Origin of the sequence: Staphylococcus devriesei (assembly GCF_002902625.1) — a bacterium.
GTDB lineage: Bacteria > Bacillota > Bacilli > Staphylococcales > Staphylococcaceae > Staphylococcus > Staphylococcus devriesei.
In genome coordinates this window covers 1-16,815 of sequence record NZ_PPRG01000003.1, presented here as the reverse complement: position 1 = coordinate 16,815, position 16,815 = coordinate 1, and the positions used below count along the sequence as shown (strand labels likewise).

The following is a 16,815-nucleotide window of genomic DNA, read 5'->3' as shown; positions in this document are numbered from 1 at the left end:
TTATTGTTTTCACGAGCGTATAACATTAATGCTTTAAATAATACGTCTTGATCAGTATCATTATCTGTTAAATCTTTATATAAATCTGTTGTTTTATCGAAACTAGAATTGTAGTTATCTTCATATCGATGGTTTCTATCGTCTTGGTGATTATAATCTTCATGACGATGTTCTTGATAATAACGTTCATGGTTATCATAGTGGTTATAATCATTAGGATAATAACTATTGCCGTTTTGAGTATACAATCTTTCATAATCGACATCGTCACGTGGTGCTATTGGTTGTCCATAAGATGGGCGACCATGATATTGTTCATTGTTATAAGGACGACGTGCTAAATCATTATAACGGAAATTATCATCGCGACGTTGTTGATATTGTGCATCTCTGTCACGTTGACTAGCTTCGCGACGGTCGTAGTCACGACGGTCGTCGTAGCGTCTGTTTGGTTGTGCTTGGTCGTTGTCTAAGCGTACGGAACGGTTGTAATCTTCATTGTTGTAATGTTCAGGGCGTTGAGTGTTATCACGATGGTTATCGTGAGGGTATGTGCCTGCTGCATATCCTGCGTTGTAGTTGTTGTGGTCTGGGTGTTGGTTTTGATTATTGTTATAGTATCTGTCGCTACGTCTGTCATCTTGATAGCTAGCGTTGTAATGGGCTGGGCTAGTGAATTCTCTATAGCGTGTATCTTCATGACCTTTTCTAGAAGCGGAAGAATCGTGATTATCTTCTTCTAGGGCTTTACCTTCAACGTCAACGTTTGGTAAGACTGCGCCTAACCATTTAGGTAGGTACCATGACGCGTTACCGAATAGTTTAGTTAGGGCTGGGATTAATGTCATACGTACAACGAATGCATCGAATAGTACACCGAATGCGAGGGCGATACCCATTGATTTAATTGCGCTATCGTCTTGGAATACGAAGGCGATGAATACGCTGAACATAATAAGTGCTGCTGCTACGATCACTGGGCCACTTTCTTTAATTCCTACTCGGATTGAGTGGTCGTTATCGCCTGTTTTACTGTATTCTTCATGAACACGCGTCATTAAGAATAGCTCGTAGTCAATGGCAAGTCCGAACAGTAATCCAATAGTAATTACTGGTAGGAAGGCTAATAATGGGCCTGTATTACTGATACCGAATAGGCCGCTTAAGAAACCATGTTGCATTACTAATGTTGTGAAGCCTAGTGTTGCCATTAATGATAGGATGAATCCAAGTACAGCTTTTAATGGTACTAAGATTGAACGGAATACTACCATTAATAAAATAAATGCTAATACAACGATTACACCAGCGAATACTGGAATTGCGTTGTTAAGTTTTTCTGACATATCAATATTGATTACACTTTGACCAGAAATTTCTGAATCAAAATTATATTTTTCTTGAGCTTGCTTATGGTAATCACGTAAGTCATATACTAAGTTTTCAGTTGATTGAGCGTTTGGTCCTTTATCAGGAATAATTGTAAATAATGCGTAGTTGTTATTGTCATTTAGACGAGCTTTAGATACTGAATCGACGTTGTCTAAATCTTCTAAGTCACTGCGCATATTGTTTAAGTCGCGATTGATGTCGTCTTTACTGCCACCATCTTTCGTATTAACTAACATTACAATTTGTCCGTTGTGACCTTCGCCAAAGTTGTCTGAGATTAAGTTATAAGCTTTATGTGCTGATGAGTCAGCTGGTTTTAAGCTATCGTCAGGAATACCAAGACGCATACCACTTACTGGGATAGCTGCTAAGATTAAGATAAGTAAACTTACAACTACTGCGATAATTGGTTTACCAACAATAAATTTCGCCCAAGGATGATCTTTAGGATCTTTACTTTTTGTTGGCTTATCTTTGATTTTAATACTTTTATGGAAAATGCTAATTAAAGCAGGTAATAATGTTAATGCTGCTAACACAGCGAATAATACACTGATAGCTGAAGCAAATCCCATAATTGCTAAGAAGTCGATACCTACTAGTGATAAGCCACAAACGGCAATCATTACAGTAAGACCGGCAAAGATAACGGCACTACCAGCAGTTCCTACAGCTGTTGCGATAGCTTCTATAGTGTCGACGCCTTTTTTCTTAAGTTCTTTATATCTAAATAGAATAAAGAGGGAGTAGTCGATACCTACAGCTAATCCAATCATCACGGCTAACGTTAATGTGAAGTTTGGAATGTCAAAGATAAACGTTAATAGTGCAATGATACCTACACTTGAGCCTAGGCCGATAATAGCACTAACAATTGGCATACCTGCCGCAATAAGTGAGCTGAAAGTAATAAGTAAGATAACAAACGCTACTACAATACCAACGATTTCTGAAATACCACCAGGTTCAGCATTCATTGCGCCACCTTGTGTTTTTTCAATCTGTACGTTGTGGTTATCTTTTACATCTTTTAATTCTTTATCAATTGTTTTTTCAGATGAGTCTTTCAAGCCTGTTTGAGGGACGACATAGCTAATGTTTGCGATAGCTGTATCGCCTTCATCATTTACTTGTCCACTATCATATGGACTTGAGATGTTTTGAATGTAATCATCTTTTTGTTTGATGTTATCTAATGCATCTTCAATATCTTTCTTAGTATCGTCTTTTGTAAGTCCATCTTCTCTATTGGAGTGGAAGACGATTTTCATCGAGGCTTTTTCACTATCCTGATGGAACTCTTTACTAATTTTATCGTTCGTGTCTAATGATTTAAGACCATTCATTGTAATGTCACTATCAAACTTAGGTGAACTAATCATTAACGGGGTAATAATCACACCTAGGATGACAAGCCATCCAATGACACTAAGCCATTTGTTCTTAGCTATAAATTTTCCTAATTTGTATAATAGCTTTGCCAAGACATTTCCTCCTATTTATTAAATTTTGAACGCCTAACATATGGATGTAGTGTTGATGAGATGTGAGCAGATAATATATCAATCCAACTACGAAAAGGTAAGCGTATTTTAATGTTACATTTGCTAATGTAACAAGTTATACCCTCGTTTGGTACCATTAAAAGTTTTATGACGTTGGAAAATGAAACACTTTAAGGGTTTTGTTGGATTTAAAAAGGGATTCAAGAAGAATTTACAAAAAAACAGGTAAGTTATTAAAGACTTTACCTGAAAATAAATATGTATGTAGTTAGTTGACGAAATAGCCTATAAATAATATAGCTCCGACTAAGAAGAGAATCACGCCGGGGATATAGATCTTTTCTCTGAGGTCAATATCATCATGTTGATAGGCAACGAATCTACTAGTACCAATCAAAATTAAGCCAAACAATAATAAAATGATTGCTAGAACGAGCATCAACATATCCTCCTTAATCAATAGTTGCTTCATTGCTAAATTATTTCGTATGTATGAGCTTTCATACTTATTATATTATCTACCTAACTATTTTTATAGAGTTATATTAATATATTGTAAAATTGATATATTTTTAGCGATGATTTATTAATTAACTTTATAGAATATTAATATTTTATAAAGTTAATTAAAAATTAAACTTGTAGGATTAATAATAGTGAATTTACAGTGGGAAGGGGAAAGAGAAATTCAATTATAATTAAAGAGCTATCACGATAGTCTAGTAATATTAAAAAGGCGACGAGATTGAGAGGTGAATAACTTGCATCCATGTCTCAAATTCGTCGCTATATGGAAAGAAATTAATAATAGGTATTGGTGTCAATAAGGGCAATAAAGTCCTCAATGATAGGTGTTAGATGTCTGTCGTTACGATATAATAACGATATATGACCAGCTGACGGGGCGTTGGGTAGCGCTTTAGCAATAATATTTGGATGATGATATAACACGCTAGCGCTAACTAAACTTAAATAATTTGAATCTTTTATCGTTGTTAAAATACTACTAATACTATTTGATTCCATGTGAACATCTAAGTTAACAAAGTTATTTTTACGCCATTCATCGATACTTTCTCGTGTAGAGCCACTATTATGTATGATAAAGCGATATTCTTGTAAATCTTCTAAAGAAATCTTATCTTGTTGTGCTAATGGATGCCGTTTGTCCATTGCAAGGACTAAAGGATTTTCTTGTAACCTTGTAGTTTGAATTTCACTTTCATTAAATCCTTTTTCAGAAATAATAGCGATATCTATCTTTCTGTTTTTAACTTTCTCGATAATTATAGGCGCAGTCTCAACGGTTAAATCAATATCGATATTTGGATGTTTATGCATGTAGTTTTTAAAAGTTGACGGGAGGATACTGTATACCGGCGCATGAGAAGCACCAATCCTTAAAGTGCCACGTTTGGATTGCTTGAACTCTTCCATCATATCTGTCGTTTCTTCCATAAGGTTTAAAACTTTGTTGGTATTTTGGTATAACAGTTCCCCGGCTTCTGTAAGGTTAAAATGTTTCCCTTTTTTAAAGTATAAGGACAACCCAAATTCTTTGTTTAAGTTTTTTAGATGGAACGTTACAGTAGGTTGTGTAATGCCAAGTTTATCGGCAACTGCGTTTTCGTTTTGCATTTCTACAAAGTGTTTAAAAATAAGAATTTGCTTTGTATTCATAAATTGATTCCCCAAAATTAAATTTGTCTATACTATCTTTATCATAAAGAGAAAAGGTTGAGGAGACGTTAATATTTTGTTTAGAGTTAGTTAATGAGTGTTTTTTACATAAGAGGTAAGTAATAATGAAAAAGATAGGAGAGAGTGGAATGAAGGAGAGGCTACTAGTGGTTTCTGATATTCATGGTCATCGGAAAGCACTTATAACGCTTTTAAAAAAGGCGAAATATAATGCTAGGAAAGATCAACTGGTATTAGTAGGCGATTACGTGAATAATGGACCTGATTCATTTGGAACGTTAAAACTGGTAAAGAGATTGAAACGTAAAGGTGCACTAGCATTAGCTGGCAACCATGAGATGCGTTGGTTAGCAAGCAAAGATAAAAAGATCAAGCGTTGGCATACGTTTTTAAGAGAGCTATCTACTGTTGAAGTCATAGGCGACTATATTTTTGCGCATGCTGGAATAGATACGAGTAAACCTTTAAATAAACAAATTAAAGAATATACTACTGGTCATTATAATCATGAATTGAATACTCATGTGCCTAAAAATAAGTTGTTGATACATGTTCATGTCCCGAACTATCGCCTTGGTTTGAAAAATGACGAGTTATATATGAAGAAAAACATTCTAGACATCGACACAGGAGCAGGGCATGACAAGTATTTATCACTAATCGATTTAACAAATCACTACCAATATTCGGTGAGGGTAACAGATATTAAAAAAGTGAATTGTAAGCGTCTAAAACTATAAGAATAAGTACATTCTCAAGTGACGTATAAGTTCTTAATTTTCAAAGATAAAGCGTATAACTTTTACAATAAATGTTATATAATGTAGGGGAATATTAATCAAAAAGGGTGACATGATTGAATTATAATACGCGAGTTTCTAAATTAAACCTATACGTCAAAGCGTCATGTTCAGCGGTATTATTAAGTGGCTCACTAGTTGGTTATGGATTTACAAAAGATGCTTTTGCGCAAACGAAAGAAAATAGTAATGATATTTCGGAACATGTTGCATCTGTTCAACGTGAATTAGATAAAGCTATGGCTAAGGCAAAAGTAGAAATTAACCGACTACATCATTTAAATGCTACTGAACTACGCAGTTATCAAGAGGATATTGAAGATGCACAGAGTCAAGATGATATTAAGCAAATTGTGACAGATGCTAAGGAAGAAGATCGTTTATCTGCTCAAGAAATAACAGATAATAGTCTCAAACATTCATCTAACAATAAGAATTCAGACTTGAATAGTGATCAAACCACTTCAACCAAATTAGATGAAATAATGAAAGATTTGGATGCTTTTTCTAAAAAGGTTGACACCCGTCAACAAAATAACACTACAACATCTAAAGAAGATTCGAGCGCTACGTCTAATTTTACAACTGAACGACCTACGACAGATGCTAGTGAACGTTCTCATTTGAATAAAGATGAGGCGACCTCTGTATTAGATGAATTAGACAATCTGAAAAACGAAGTTGGCCAAGACAAACAAAGTACAGATACATCTACTACTGAAGATAAAGCAAGTTCTGAACTAAAAACTTCTATTAAAGATAAAGTAGAAGAAGCAAAGGACGATCATTCTACCGAAAGTGTTTTAAATAACTTAGAAAAAGCTGACAAATTAACTCAATCTCAACAAAAAGAGTCAAGTGCTATACCACATAATGCGTCACTTCAAGATGAATTAACGGCACCCGAAAAAATCGATCAGGCAATTACTAAAATTGAAGACAAACCTAATGAAACAACGCAACGTTATACTGACCATAAGCTTGAACAATTAAGAAACCTACGTCAACACGTGAATGATAATCAAGATTTATCTTCAACACAGAAGCATAATATTGAAAAAGATATCACGACTGTTCGCAATAATGTAAAAAATAATCGTGAGGCTCTTCTTGATCGCTTAAATCACACTTCTAATAAGCAAGCCACTGTTGAAAAAATAGTGGGAGACCTTTTCAGTAAGAATGAAGCACAACATATCTTAAAAGATATTAATACTAAAGGTATGTCTGATAAGCAAATCACTGACCAGTTAATGAAGCGGTTAGACGGCCTGACAACTACAACCGGTGATGACATTTTGACATCGATGTTTGACCAAACTTCTGATAAAGAAAAACTCTTAAAAACATTATTGTCTACGAGATTAGGTAATAGCGAAGCGACGAGCATTGCGCAACGTTTAGCTAATGAAAAATTACCAAACTCTGAGCTAGTCAATCGCTTAAAAGAAGAATATAAAACACACGACTCTTTAACGTCAGATGACATTTTAAAAGATGTATTAGAATATTCATCTAATCCAAAACAAACGATAGAAACTTTATTAGCGACTAAGTTAAACCAAGCCAAAGCACATGCGCTCGCTGATATTATTATGCAAGCACAAACTGGAAAAGCAGATATGTTAGCGTTAGTGAAAAACGCACTAAATGGTAAAGCAAACGATTTACTAGGGCTGCAACAACGTTTTGGTCAAGCTAAAAACAAGTTGGATTATATTTTAGCGCCTATCACACAACGTCCGTCATTATTGGATCGCATATCAGGCAATTCACACCAACCTATTACTTTACCTCAAGGTTCGGATCTATTAAGCAATCTTACTGGAGGTAGTCTACTAGGTGGTCTAAATTCAGGGAATAGTTTATTAGATAACATCCCCGATATTCCAGATCCTGTACAAGGTCTGTCTCTTGGAAACTTAGATAGTGATGGTGGTCTCTTGAGTGGACTATTTGATGATGACGGTAATCTTTCATTACCAGCTACAGGTGAGCTAGTTAAGAAATCAGCGTTACCTATTACGACAATATTAGTGTTGATTGGTGGCACATTTATTTGGGTAGGACATCGCAAACGACGTCATCATTCTAATAATTAAATGACACAATTAAGAAGTAGATAATTATCGAGTATGCACAACTTAATTATCTACTTTTTTCTTACTAAAAAGGAAGCTGGGTATTGGGTAACCGATTACATAACGAAAACAAAATGACAAGGGAAATTTCTCTCAATGATTCTTAAAGTTATGTGAAAAATCTATAATTTTCTTAAGAATATTTATACTTTATTTTGTATTGATATTGAATGTAAATCGCATTAGACATACACTAGTAATGATAAATAAATTAGGATTAAATGTTAGTTATCAATAACTATACAGGATTTATGCATTCTAAATGCGTGATATATTCTCAAAAATAGAAAAGGAGATGAAGTATATGACATATTCTGAAGAAATTTCTAACACAACTGCGACAGGTCGTAAAAAAGGATTCAATTTTAAAATGCCTGGTGCATTTACAATCTTATTCATTTTGACTATTGTCGCTGTAATCGCTACATGGTTAATTCCGGATGGGCGTATTCAAAGTTATCGTATGATTCAGGAGCGCAAGAATTTAAAATTGTCGATGCACATCAACATTCAAAAACTGTACCTGGGACGCAAGAACAATTAGATAAATTAGGTGTCAAAATCGATGTCGACCAATTTAAGTCAGGCGCGATTAATAAACCTATTTCTATTCCAGATACGTATGAGCGCTTAGAACAAAATCCAGCTGGACCTGATCAAATTACTTCAAGTATGGTTAATGGTACGATTGAAGCGGTCGATGTCATGGTCTTCATTTTAGTATTCGGTGGCTTGATTGGTGTAGTTCAAATGAGTGGTTCATTTGAATCTGGATTACTAGCATTAACTAAAAAGACAAAGGGGCATGAATTCTTACTAGTCTTTCTAGTGTCAGTATTAATGGTATTAGGGGGCACGCTTTGCGGTATTGAAGAAGAAGCCGTAGCTTTCTATCCCGTCCTAGTGCCTATCTTCATTGCGATGGGCTATGATTCAATTATTTGCGTAGGGGCTATCTTCCTTGCAAGTTCGGTCGGTAGTACATTCTCAACAGTCAATCCTTTCTCGGTAGTCATTGCGTCTAATGCAGCGGGGACAACGTTTGTTGATGGATTGTATTGGAGAATTGCAGGTTTAGTTATCGCTACTATCTTTACCGTTGGCTATCTGTATTGGTATGCTAAACGTATTAAAAAAGATCCGAATGCATCTTATACAATAGAAGATAAAGATAAGTTTGAAGATCAATGGTCTGTTATTAATAATAATGGTGAAGAAAGTCCATTTACCTTACAGAAAAAGATTATTTTAATTCTATTCGTCCTACCGTTTCCAATTATGGTGTGGGGCGTTATGACTCAAGGCTGGTGGTTCCCAGTCATGGCCTCAATGTTCTTAGCCTTCACAATCGTTATTATGTTGATTGTCGCATTAGGTAAGAATGGTATGGGCGAAAAAGCAGTGGTAGATGCCTTTGTGAATGGAGCTTCAAGCTTAGTGGGTGTATCACTTATCATTGGTTTAGCGCGTGGGATTAATATGATTATGAATGATGGACTTATTTCAGATACTATCTTGAATTTCTCATCATCACTCGTACAAGGCGTAAGTGGTCCAATCTTTATTATTATCTTATTAATCATCTTTTTCTTCTTAGGCTTTATTATTCCGTCATCATCAGGTTTGGCCGTACTATCAATGCCAATCTTTGCGCCACTTGCTGATACGGTAGGTATTCCAAGATTTGTTATTGTAACAGCTTACCAATTTGGGCAATATGCGATGTTATTCTTAGCTCCAACAGGCTTAATTATGGCAACATTACAAATGCTAGATATGAAATATTCACATTGGTTGAAATTCGTATGGCCTATCGTTATCTTCGTACTCGTCTTTGGTGGCGGTATGTTAATTACGCAAGTTTTAATTTATTCATAATTGGGAGCGAGACAGAAGTTTAATGTAATTTCAAAGATTTCGTCGTCCCATCTCGGCAAGGTTGTCTAGAAATGAAGAAAGTAATGCTCGAACTCATCTTCATTTCAGACAACTACTGACAAAGATAACGAAGCTATAAGCTATTTCAGTAAGATTAACTATAGATGAAAATGAGTTTTAGTACCTATGCATCTCAATTAGTTATTTCTATAAGAGAAGCCTGCAACATTAGCGAAAATGTTGCAGGCTTCTTTTTTATATATTATTTAGGCTCAATATAATGTAATTCTTGAGCTGTATCCGAGTCAATTGAGCGGTAAGACACGATACCTAGACCCTTGACGTTAGATTCAGAGATAATGATTGAACCGTCTTCATTTACCTTTTCAACAAAAGCGACATGACCATACATTTCATGGGCACCAGCTTGTCCTGCTTCGAAAACGACAGCGGTATGTGCTTTCGGTTCCTGATCCACATTATAACCCTCATCTTCAGCACGATTATCCCAGTTATGCGCATCGCCCCAACCACGACCGACATGCTCGCCAAACTGTTGTGTACGTTCGTAAACATACCACGTGCATTGGCCTTGTGGGTATGGTGATGAGCTATCCATGATACTAAATGGCTTAAAGTCGCCACCTGAGACGTCAGTGCCATTCGAAGGTGTCTTAGCATAATCATTTAAATTAGGCATTTTCTTCTTATCAAATGCAGTTAAATTATAATGTTTAATCAATTGATTTAACTTCGTCGCATAGTGAGGATCTGTAGCATACGTACGACTCAACTGACGTGTAGCCGCTTGGTAAGTTGTAGCTTCACTCTTCCAAGTAGGCTTGTAAATCGTTGGATTACCATCGATACCATGTTTAATTAACTCGGCATAATCCTCTAATGATGCTTTAAGGTTAGGATATTTTCGAAAGTGTGCATTAATACTGAACATAGAATTATCCTGACCGGCTTCAAGAGTATTAAAATTTACAGCTTGTCCTTTATAACTACCTTTAATACCAAATAAATTATAATTTGGCGCTTGGGCTAATGCACTATTGCCAGAACTAGATTCTAAAATAGCTTGAGCGATCATAACAGAAGCAAAAATGTCTTCCTTCTGTCCGATATCATGTGCATTTTTAGCAATCGATTTGATGAAATCACGTGTTTCCTTGTTCTCAACGACAGCGATATCATTGTCACTGACGTTGTTACCATCAAGTTGTGGTAAGGTTTGGAACAGACTTGTTGAGCGTGTGTTATCTCGTTTAACATCTTGTTCAAAGGATTGTGCTGGTTCACTTTTATGTTCAAGTTCTTTTTTAGTTGGCAATTGAGGATTCGTTGTTGATGACGCCTGATGGTCAGTATCTTTAGTTTTATGTTCTTTCTCTTTAGATTGAGTTGATGACTCATTATTTTGTGTCTTTTCATAATCTTGATGTGTATCAGTCGCATCTTCGCTGTATTTATCAAGTATTGAGTCTATAGCTGCATCTGACAAATGCTCGCTTTTAGCATGAGAACTTGAGTTAGAATCACTATCTTCTGTTGATGGCTTATTACTTTCAGAAGATGTGCTTTCATTTGATGCTTGGTTGTCAGTGCCTGTATTATTAGTATCTTTATCTTCAGTAGTCTCGGACGTTAAATCATCAATAGCATCTAAGGCTTCACTTATACTTGAGTCATCGCTACTAGTATTAGGATTTGCCGTTTTATTTTCTTGTTTAGATGCCGTTGAGTCTTCTCTTGCAGCTGATTCACTACTTGGAGACTTAGAAGTTTCGTCGTGGTGAGCTGTGCTACCTTGAGTAGAACCTTCGTGTTTGTTATCAGTGTTGGGTGCTTCATTTTCAGAAGAAGTGGCTGGTTGTTCATAATCTGAAATATCGCTATCGAAATTGAATAAAGATGCGATTAAATTAGTAAGACTGAAACCATCCTCATATTTATTAGGATCTAAAAATTTAGAAACTGGTTCTCCGTTGAAATTGCTAATATCGAAGACAGGAGATAAAGGAGTATGATACGTACTTTGTTGATTTGACGTCTCTTTCTCATCTTTGCCTGTGGACTGATGACTTTCAGATGAGCGTGGTGTAGCTTTCTTAGTTGTTGGCTCGTCATCTTGATGTTCAGTGCTTTGTGGTTCTTCTTTAGACTTTTCATTTGAATCAACATCACTAGTTTTATGATTGTCAGCAGATTTCGCCGTCTCATCTGTCTTAGCGTCAGATATTTCATGTTCTTGCTTAGTAGACGTGTTAGATGTTGGCTCTTCGTCTGAGGCCTCTTTTGCTTGCGCGATATTTATTGAAAATGATGGCAACACCAGTGTAGTTGTTAAAAAATAAAGCATTAATTTGTGCTTGGACATTGATAATATAATCCTCCTAACCAATGTAATGTGATGGTATGCGAACCGTTAATAATTTGGTATAATGCTTATTGTAATTTATATAGTTGACACATATCAACTAATAGTTATTTTACTTAATAAAAGTATTATACTAACTCTACAAAGTAAAAGACAATGCCAAAAACATTTTTAATACAAAATCTTAATATTTCCTTTTTAGGAGTGTGAAAATGAAAAATGCACTGAAATTATTTAAAACGGACTTAAAACGTGTCGCCAAAACACCTGCTGTTTGGGTTATTCTCGCAGGATTAGCTATTTTGCCATCATTCTATGCATGGTTCAACTTATGGGCGATGTGGGATCCGTATAGCAATACGGGACATATTAAAGTCGCAGTAGTAAATGAAGACCAAGGTGATAAAGTTCGAGGTAGGAAGATTAACGTCGGTAACACCCTTGAAGATAATTTGAAAAAGAATGATAAATTTGATTGGCAATTTGTTAGCCGTGAAAAGGCAGACCATGAAATTAAGATGGGAAAATACTATGCCGGTATATACATACCTAAATCATTTTCGCACCACATAACCGGTACATTACGTAAGAAACCACAACAAGCCGACATTGAATATAAAGTAAATCAAAAAATCAATGCCGTGGCGCCTAAAATGACTGATACGGGTTCAACTGTTATCGTTGACGAGGCGAATAAACAATTCAATGAGACCGTCACTAAAACTTTACTTCAAGAAGCCAATAAAGTAGGGCTACAAATAGAAGATGAAGTACCAACGATTAATAAAATTAAAAACGCCGTGTACGCCGCGCATGATTCATTGCCGAAGATTAATAAAATAGCCGATCGCATCGTCTATCTTAATGAGCATCAAGACCAGTTAGATGAATATGCGAATAAATTTCGTGCGCTTGGTAACTATAAAGGTGATATTTTAGATGCTCAACAGAAACTGAACGATGTTAATGCGGCGGTACCGTCATTAAATGAGAAAGCTAAACTTATTCTCGCTTTAGATGCTTACATGCCTAAGGTTGAAAAGTTACTTGATGTAGCGTCAAACGACATTCCGGCTCAATTTCCTAAACTCAACAGAGGCGTAGATATTGCTAGCGAAGGTTTGGATTTAGCGAATACGCGCTTGAACGATGCACAGGGCTATCTTACACAGGCCCAACAACGTGTCGGAGATTATCAAGAAGTCGCTAATCGGGCTCAAGAAGTCAACGGCCAAGCCAATAATGCGTTACGCCAACAAAGTACTGCAAGCATGCCTGAATATGCGGTGACGCCGTTAAGCACAGATAGTAGTAATGATAACGTTAATGATAAACAGATTGTTTCTGACAATGATGTTAAATCTATGAATAGTGCTTTTGCCGAAGCACTTTTAGCACTATCTAGTAATGCTGATACTCAAGCTAAGGCTACTCAATCCGATATCAAGGCTTTGAAGAATAGTACATATGGCGTGCTTGGTTCCAATCGACCAACCGAGTTTAATGAAACGTTACGTAATATTACTTCCCGTCTTGAAAATAATGCGAAATACAACCAGCAACTTGTAGACATTTTAAAAGAATTAGAAAACAAAGAACATGTAGATTTATCATCCCAAATCAAAGAAATTGAACACGCTAATCAACGTATTAATGAAACATTACGTTCTACCAATCAACTGACTCAAGCATTAGGTAATGGTAGTTCAGGTAAATCTGAAGCGGTCAATGTATTATGGACATTACCAGATTTAAATAACGGCTTAAGCGACTATCGTGATTTCATTAAAAAAGACTTGAATAACCGTCTATTAGTCGTATCAAACGAGATTACTCAACAATTGAATCAAGGTCAAAATACCTTATCACGCGTGCAATCTAAACTTGATACCATTAACCAAGTGATTCGAGCAGGGCAAGATATCGTTTCTACAGGTCAAAATCGTGTCGCTACTATTCAAAGTGAATTGCCAGCCTTAGAACAAACTTATATTGAAGCGATGCAAACGGCACAACGATACTTCCCAACAGTGAAACAAGATGTGGCCAAGGCGGCTGACTTTGTACGTAATGATTTACCTGGATTAGAACAACAATTAGCCAACGCGACTGCCACGGTAAATGCTAATCTACCAACATTGTTTAATAAATATGATAACGCAGTAGACTTGTTAGATGAGAATCAACCACGTGCGAAAGAAGCATTAGCAAACTTGGCTAACTTTTCAGAGAATCGCCTACCAGGTATTGAAAAAGATTTAGAGAAGGCTAATAAGATTTTCAAAAAGCTAGATGACGATGATGCGGTGGATAAATTAATCGACACATTGAGAAATGATTTGAAAAAACAAGCCGATGTCATCGCAAATCCAATTCATAAAAAACAAACTAATGTGTTCCCGGTAAAAGATTATGGTTCAGGAATGACACCATTCTATACATCATTATCTATATGGGTAGGAGCGCTATTATTAGTCAGCTTATTATCAGTCGATAACAAGCACACACATCTTGAAGATGAATTGACGAGACGTCAGGTTTATTTAGGTAAAGGCGCATTCTTCATTATGATGGGGGTTATACAAACCCTCATCGTAACGACAGGAGACTTGTTTATCTTGAAAGCTCAAGTCGAATCTCCATTATTATTTGTATTGGTAGCACTATTTGGAGCGATTATCTTTAATACTATCGTCTATACATCGGTCTCACTTCTAGGTAACCCAGGGAAAGCTGTCGCAATTATCCTATTAGTATTACAAATTGCAGGTGGGGGCGGAACATTCCCAGTAGTGACAGCACCTAAGTTCTTCCAAACAATTTCGCCATTCTTACCATTTACGTATGTTATTGACTCCTTGCGTGAAACTGTAGGAGGCATCGTGCCAGAAATTTTAATTACAAAATTGATTATCCTGGCATTATTTGGACTAGGATTCTTTATAGTCGGTGTCTTAATTAAACCAGTTTTAGATCCCGCAATGCGTAAAATTTCTAAACGTATAGATGAAAGTAACGTTACAGAATAAACATTTAAACTGTTTTTGGAAAATGAGTTAGGTACTAAAATACAAATATAAGGCTAGGACACTTATTATATAGATGTCCTAGCCTTATTTATATTAATTGTCTTTATTATTCGAGTTACCTGACTTACCAGCATTTTGAGTTGAACTACTTCTATTTGTTGAGGTGCTACTTTGAGTAGAATTCTTTGGTTGTGTACGTTGTTGTGTTGATGCTGGTCGTTGTGTACTCGGTTGTTGTGTCGTCTTAGTTTCTTTGGTACGTTTTTCTGACGTTGCACTTTCTGAACTATTCTGTCTTGAATGACTAGCTTTATTTTCTTCTGAAGTTGATTGTTTCGTTTTAGTTTCTTGAGTTTGAGGTGTTACATTATTATATTGTTGAGTTGAATAGTTTTGCTGAGTATTTACTGAGTGATTATATGTAGGTTCTGACTGTGCATTTTCACCGTTATCGGCATCATCGTTTTCTTTTTGTGTTTCTTCAGTAGACTTTTCTTTTTTATCTTTTTTATCATGTTTTTCTGTCTTATTATCATCGCTAATATTTGAACGTTTAGTGCTAGTTATCGCAAAGAATATTGAAAAACCTAAAGCTACCACAAGTAGTAAAATGACTATGCCTGCTAATACTTTTTTCAAGATGTGGGCCTCCGTCCTTAATTCATTTCTTTCTCCTATTATAATAAAACTTCATAAAATAGATAGTATTTCCACAATTTTATAATATTAAATTTTGTTTACTAAATTATATGATAAATACATCTTAAGTACAGTGAATGTTTATGGGTAATGTGAGATAATATAAGTGAAGTACAAATCTAATATAGAAAGAAGGACTAACATGAATAAAGTAGTAAAAACTATTGCTTCAACAACTTTAGCATTTGGAACACTTTTAGGAGCTAGTACAGCTGTATTACCTTTACAAGATACAGCGAACGCTGCAACACAAACAAAAGGATATTACTATTCTTACAATGGCTACGTTGATAAAGACGCAAAATTCTTAACAGATAAGAACTTTATCAAAGCTGTTAAACATGACAATGTGACATTTAGTGGAGTTAAACTTGCACCGACAAAGAGTGAAAAAGTTAAAGAAAAACATAATCAAAAATTTACTGGTCTAACTAAAGATGGCAAGAAAGCACATAAAGTACAGTTTATCGTAAAAGGTGATTTAACATACAATCAACTTAAAAAAGCTTACGGCAAAGATTTGAAAAAAGTTAAGGGTAGTCATGACGTTAAAGGAAGCGGTATTTATGTGTATAAACCTGTTAAAGATGGCTTAGCTACTTCATTTGTAATGAATGATAATCACGTTGTAGAAGTAGATATAAGCTATGAAGGCTTCACAACTAGTAAATAATTGAATAATAGAGAAACATATTTACAAAGTTAGTCTGATCATCCCCTGTAGTTAATACTTTAGCGAGTAAAACTATAAGGGATATTTTTATATGTATATCGCGATGTAATAATTATTTAAAAGGTACTATATTTAATGTTTTTTACGCTATGTGATATTACAAATATTTTCTTTTAATAATTGATATGTTTGCTCATTACCATCGCAAAAGATGAAAGAATTACTTAATGGATCAAACTTTAAAATATTGCCAGTATAATTTTGAATATGACCATCTTCCCAATAATCTAAAGAACAGAGCTCATCAGTTTGAAGCTTTTGCTGAACAATATAATCTAAATGACTTAACGCGTCTTCAGATAATGAAGGCTTTTTTATTTTATTCTGGATTTGAATAATTTTATTCAATATTTCAAATTGTTCAGGTATGGTAGCGAACGGTTATATATATGTTGAAGAATATAGACTATTTTGTTTAAAATGAATCATATTTTAAGAAAAAATGAACAAAGTAAAAATATTAAATAGTCTTTTTTTATTACGTGTAATAAGTTTAATATGTATGATGTAAAAAGAATTTGAATAGTGTATACTTATACTATTAAAATTAGAAA

The 16,815-nt window shown here is 35.1% G+C and carries 9 protein-coding genes and 2 pseudogenes; 5 read left to right on the top strand and 6 right to left on the bottom strand.

The window, feature by feature from the left end:
* Positions 1-724 precede the first annotated feature (724 nt).
* From CD147_RS00580 to CD147_RS00575, 3 genes and pseudogenes are all read right to left on the bottom strand, one after another.
* A pseudogene (locus CD147_RS00580) lies at positions 725-2,876 on the bottom strand (MMPL family transporter); the annotation flags it as partial.
* A 289-nt stretch (positions 2,877-3,165) separates the two neighbouring features.
* Complete coding sequence (locus CD147_RS12035) at positions 3,166-3,336, bottom strand: hypothetical protein (RefSeq protein WP_167409737.1); 171 nt, start codon at positions 3,334-3,336, stop codon at positions 3,166-3,168.
* 362 nt (positions 3,337-3,698) lie between these two features.
* On the bottom strand, positions 3,699-4,577 hold the full coding sequence (locus CD147_RS00575; protein ID WP_103165521.1) for a LysR family transcriptional regulator: 879 nt from the start codon (positions 4,575-4,577) through the stop codon (positions 3,699-3,701).
* 149 nt (positions 4,578-4,726) lie between these two features.
* On the opposite strand from CD147_RS00575, the gene CD147_RS00570 reads away from it, so the two are divergent.
* The 3 genes and pseudogenes from CD147_RS00570 (at position 4,727) to CD147_RS00560 (ending at position 9,417) form a co-directional block, all read left to right on the top strand.
* On the top strand, positions 4,727-5,338 hold the full coding sequence (locus tag CD147_RS00570) for a metallophosphoesterase (protein WP_103165583.1): 612 nt from the start codon (positions 4,727-4,729) through the stop codon (positions 5,336-5,338).
* A gap of 116 nt (positions 5,339-5,454) precedes the next feature.
* A complete protein-coding gene (locus CD147_RS00565) occupies positions 5,455-7,500 on the top strand; it encodes a ring-infected erythrocyte surface antigen domain-containing protein (RefSeq protein WP_103165520.1) in 2,046 nt (681 codons plus the stop codon).
* A 343-nt stretch (positions 7,501-7,843) separates the two neighbouring features.
* Positions 7,844-9,417: pseudogene (locus CD147_RS00560) on the top strand (YfcC family protein).
* Between the two features lie 262 nt (positions 9,418-9,679).
* Here CD147_RS00560 and CD147_RS00555 read toward each other — a convergent pair.
* Positions 9,680-11,800, bottom strand: a complete 2,121-nt coding sequence (locus tag CD147_RS00555; RefSeq protein WP_103165519.1) for an amidase domain-containing protein — start codon at positions 11,798-11,800, stop codon at positions 9,680-9,682.
* Between the two features lie 212 nt (positions 11,801-12,012).
* On the opposite strand from CD147_RS00555, the gene CD147_RS00550 reads away from it, so the two are divergent.
* Positions 12,013-14,829, top strand: a complete 2,817-nt coding sequence (locus tag CD147_RS00550; protein ID WP_103165518.1) for a YhgE/Pip domain-containing protein — start codon at positions 12,013-12,015, stop codon at positions 14,827-14,829.
* A gap of 93 nt (positions 14,830-14,922) precedes the next feature.
* Here CD147_RS00550 and CD147_RS00545 read toward each other — a convergent pair whose 3' ends face one another.
* On the bottom strand, positions 14,923-15,468 hold the full coding sequence (locus CD147_RS00545; RefSeq protein WP_103165517.1) for a hypothetical protein: 546 nt from the start codon (positions 15,466-15,468) through the stop codon (positions 14,923-14,925).
* Positions 15,469-15,670: 202 nt separating this feature from the next.
* On the opposite strand from CD147_RS00545, the gene isaB reads away from it, so the two are divergent.
* Complete coding sequence (isaB, locus tag CD147_RS00540; RefSeq protein WP_103165516.1) at positions 15,671-16,201, top strand: immunodominant staphylococcal antigen IsaB family protein; 531 nt, start codon at positions 15,671-15,673, stop codon at positions 16,199-16,201.
* A 147-nt stretch (positions 16,202-16,348) separates the two neighbouring features.
* Here isaB and CD147_RS00535 read toward each other — a convergent pair whose 3' ends face one another.
* Positions 16,349-16,630, bottom strand: coding sequence for a YolD-like family protein (locus CD147_RS00535; protein WP_103165515.1), 282 nt, complete (start codon positions 16,628-16,630; stop codon positions 16,349-16,351).
* Positions 16,631-16,815: the final 185 nt, after the last annotated feature.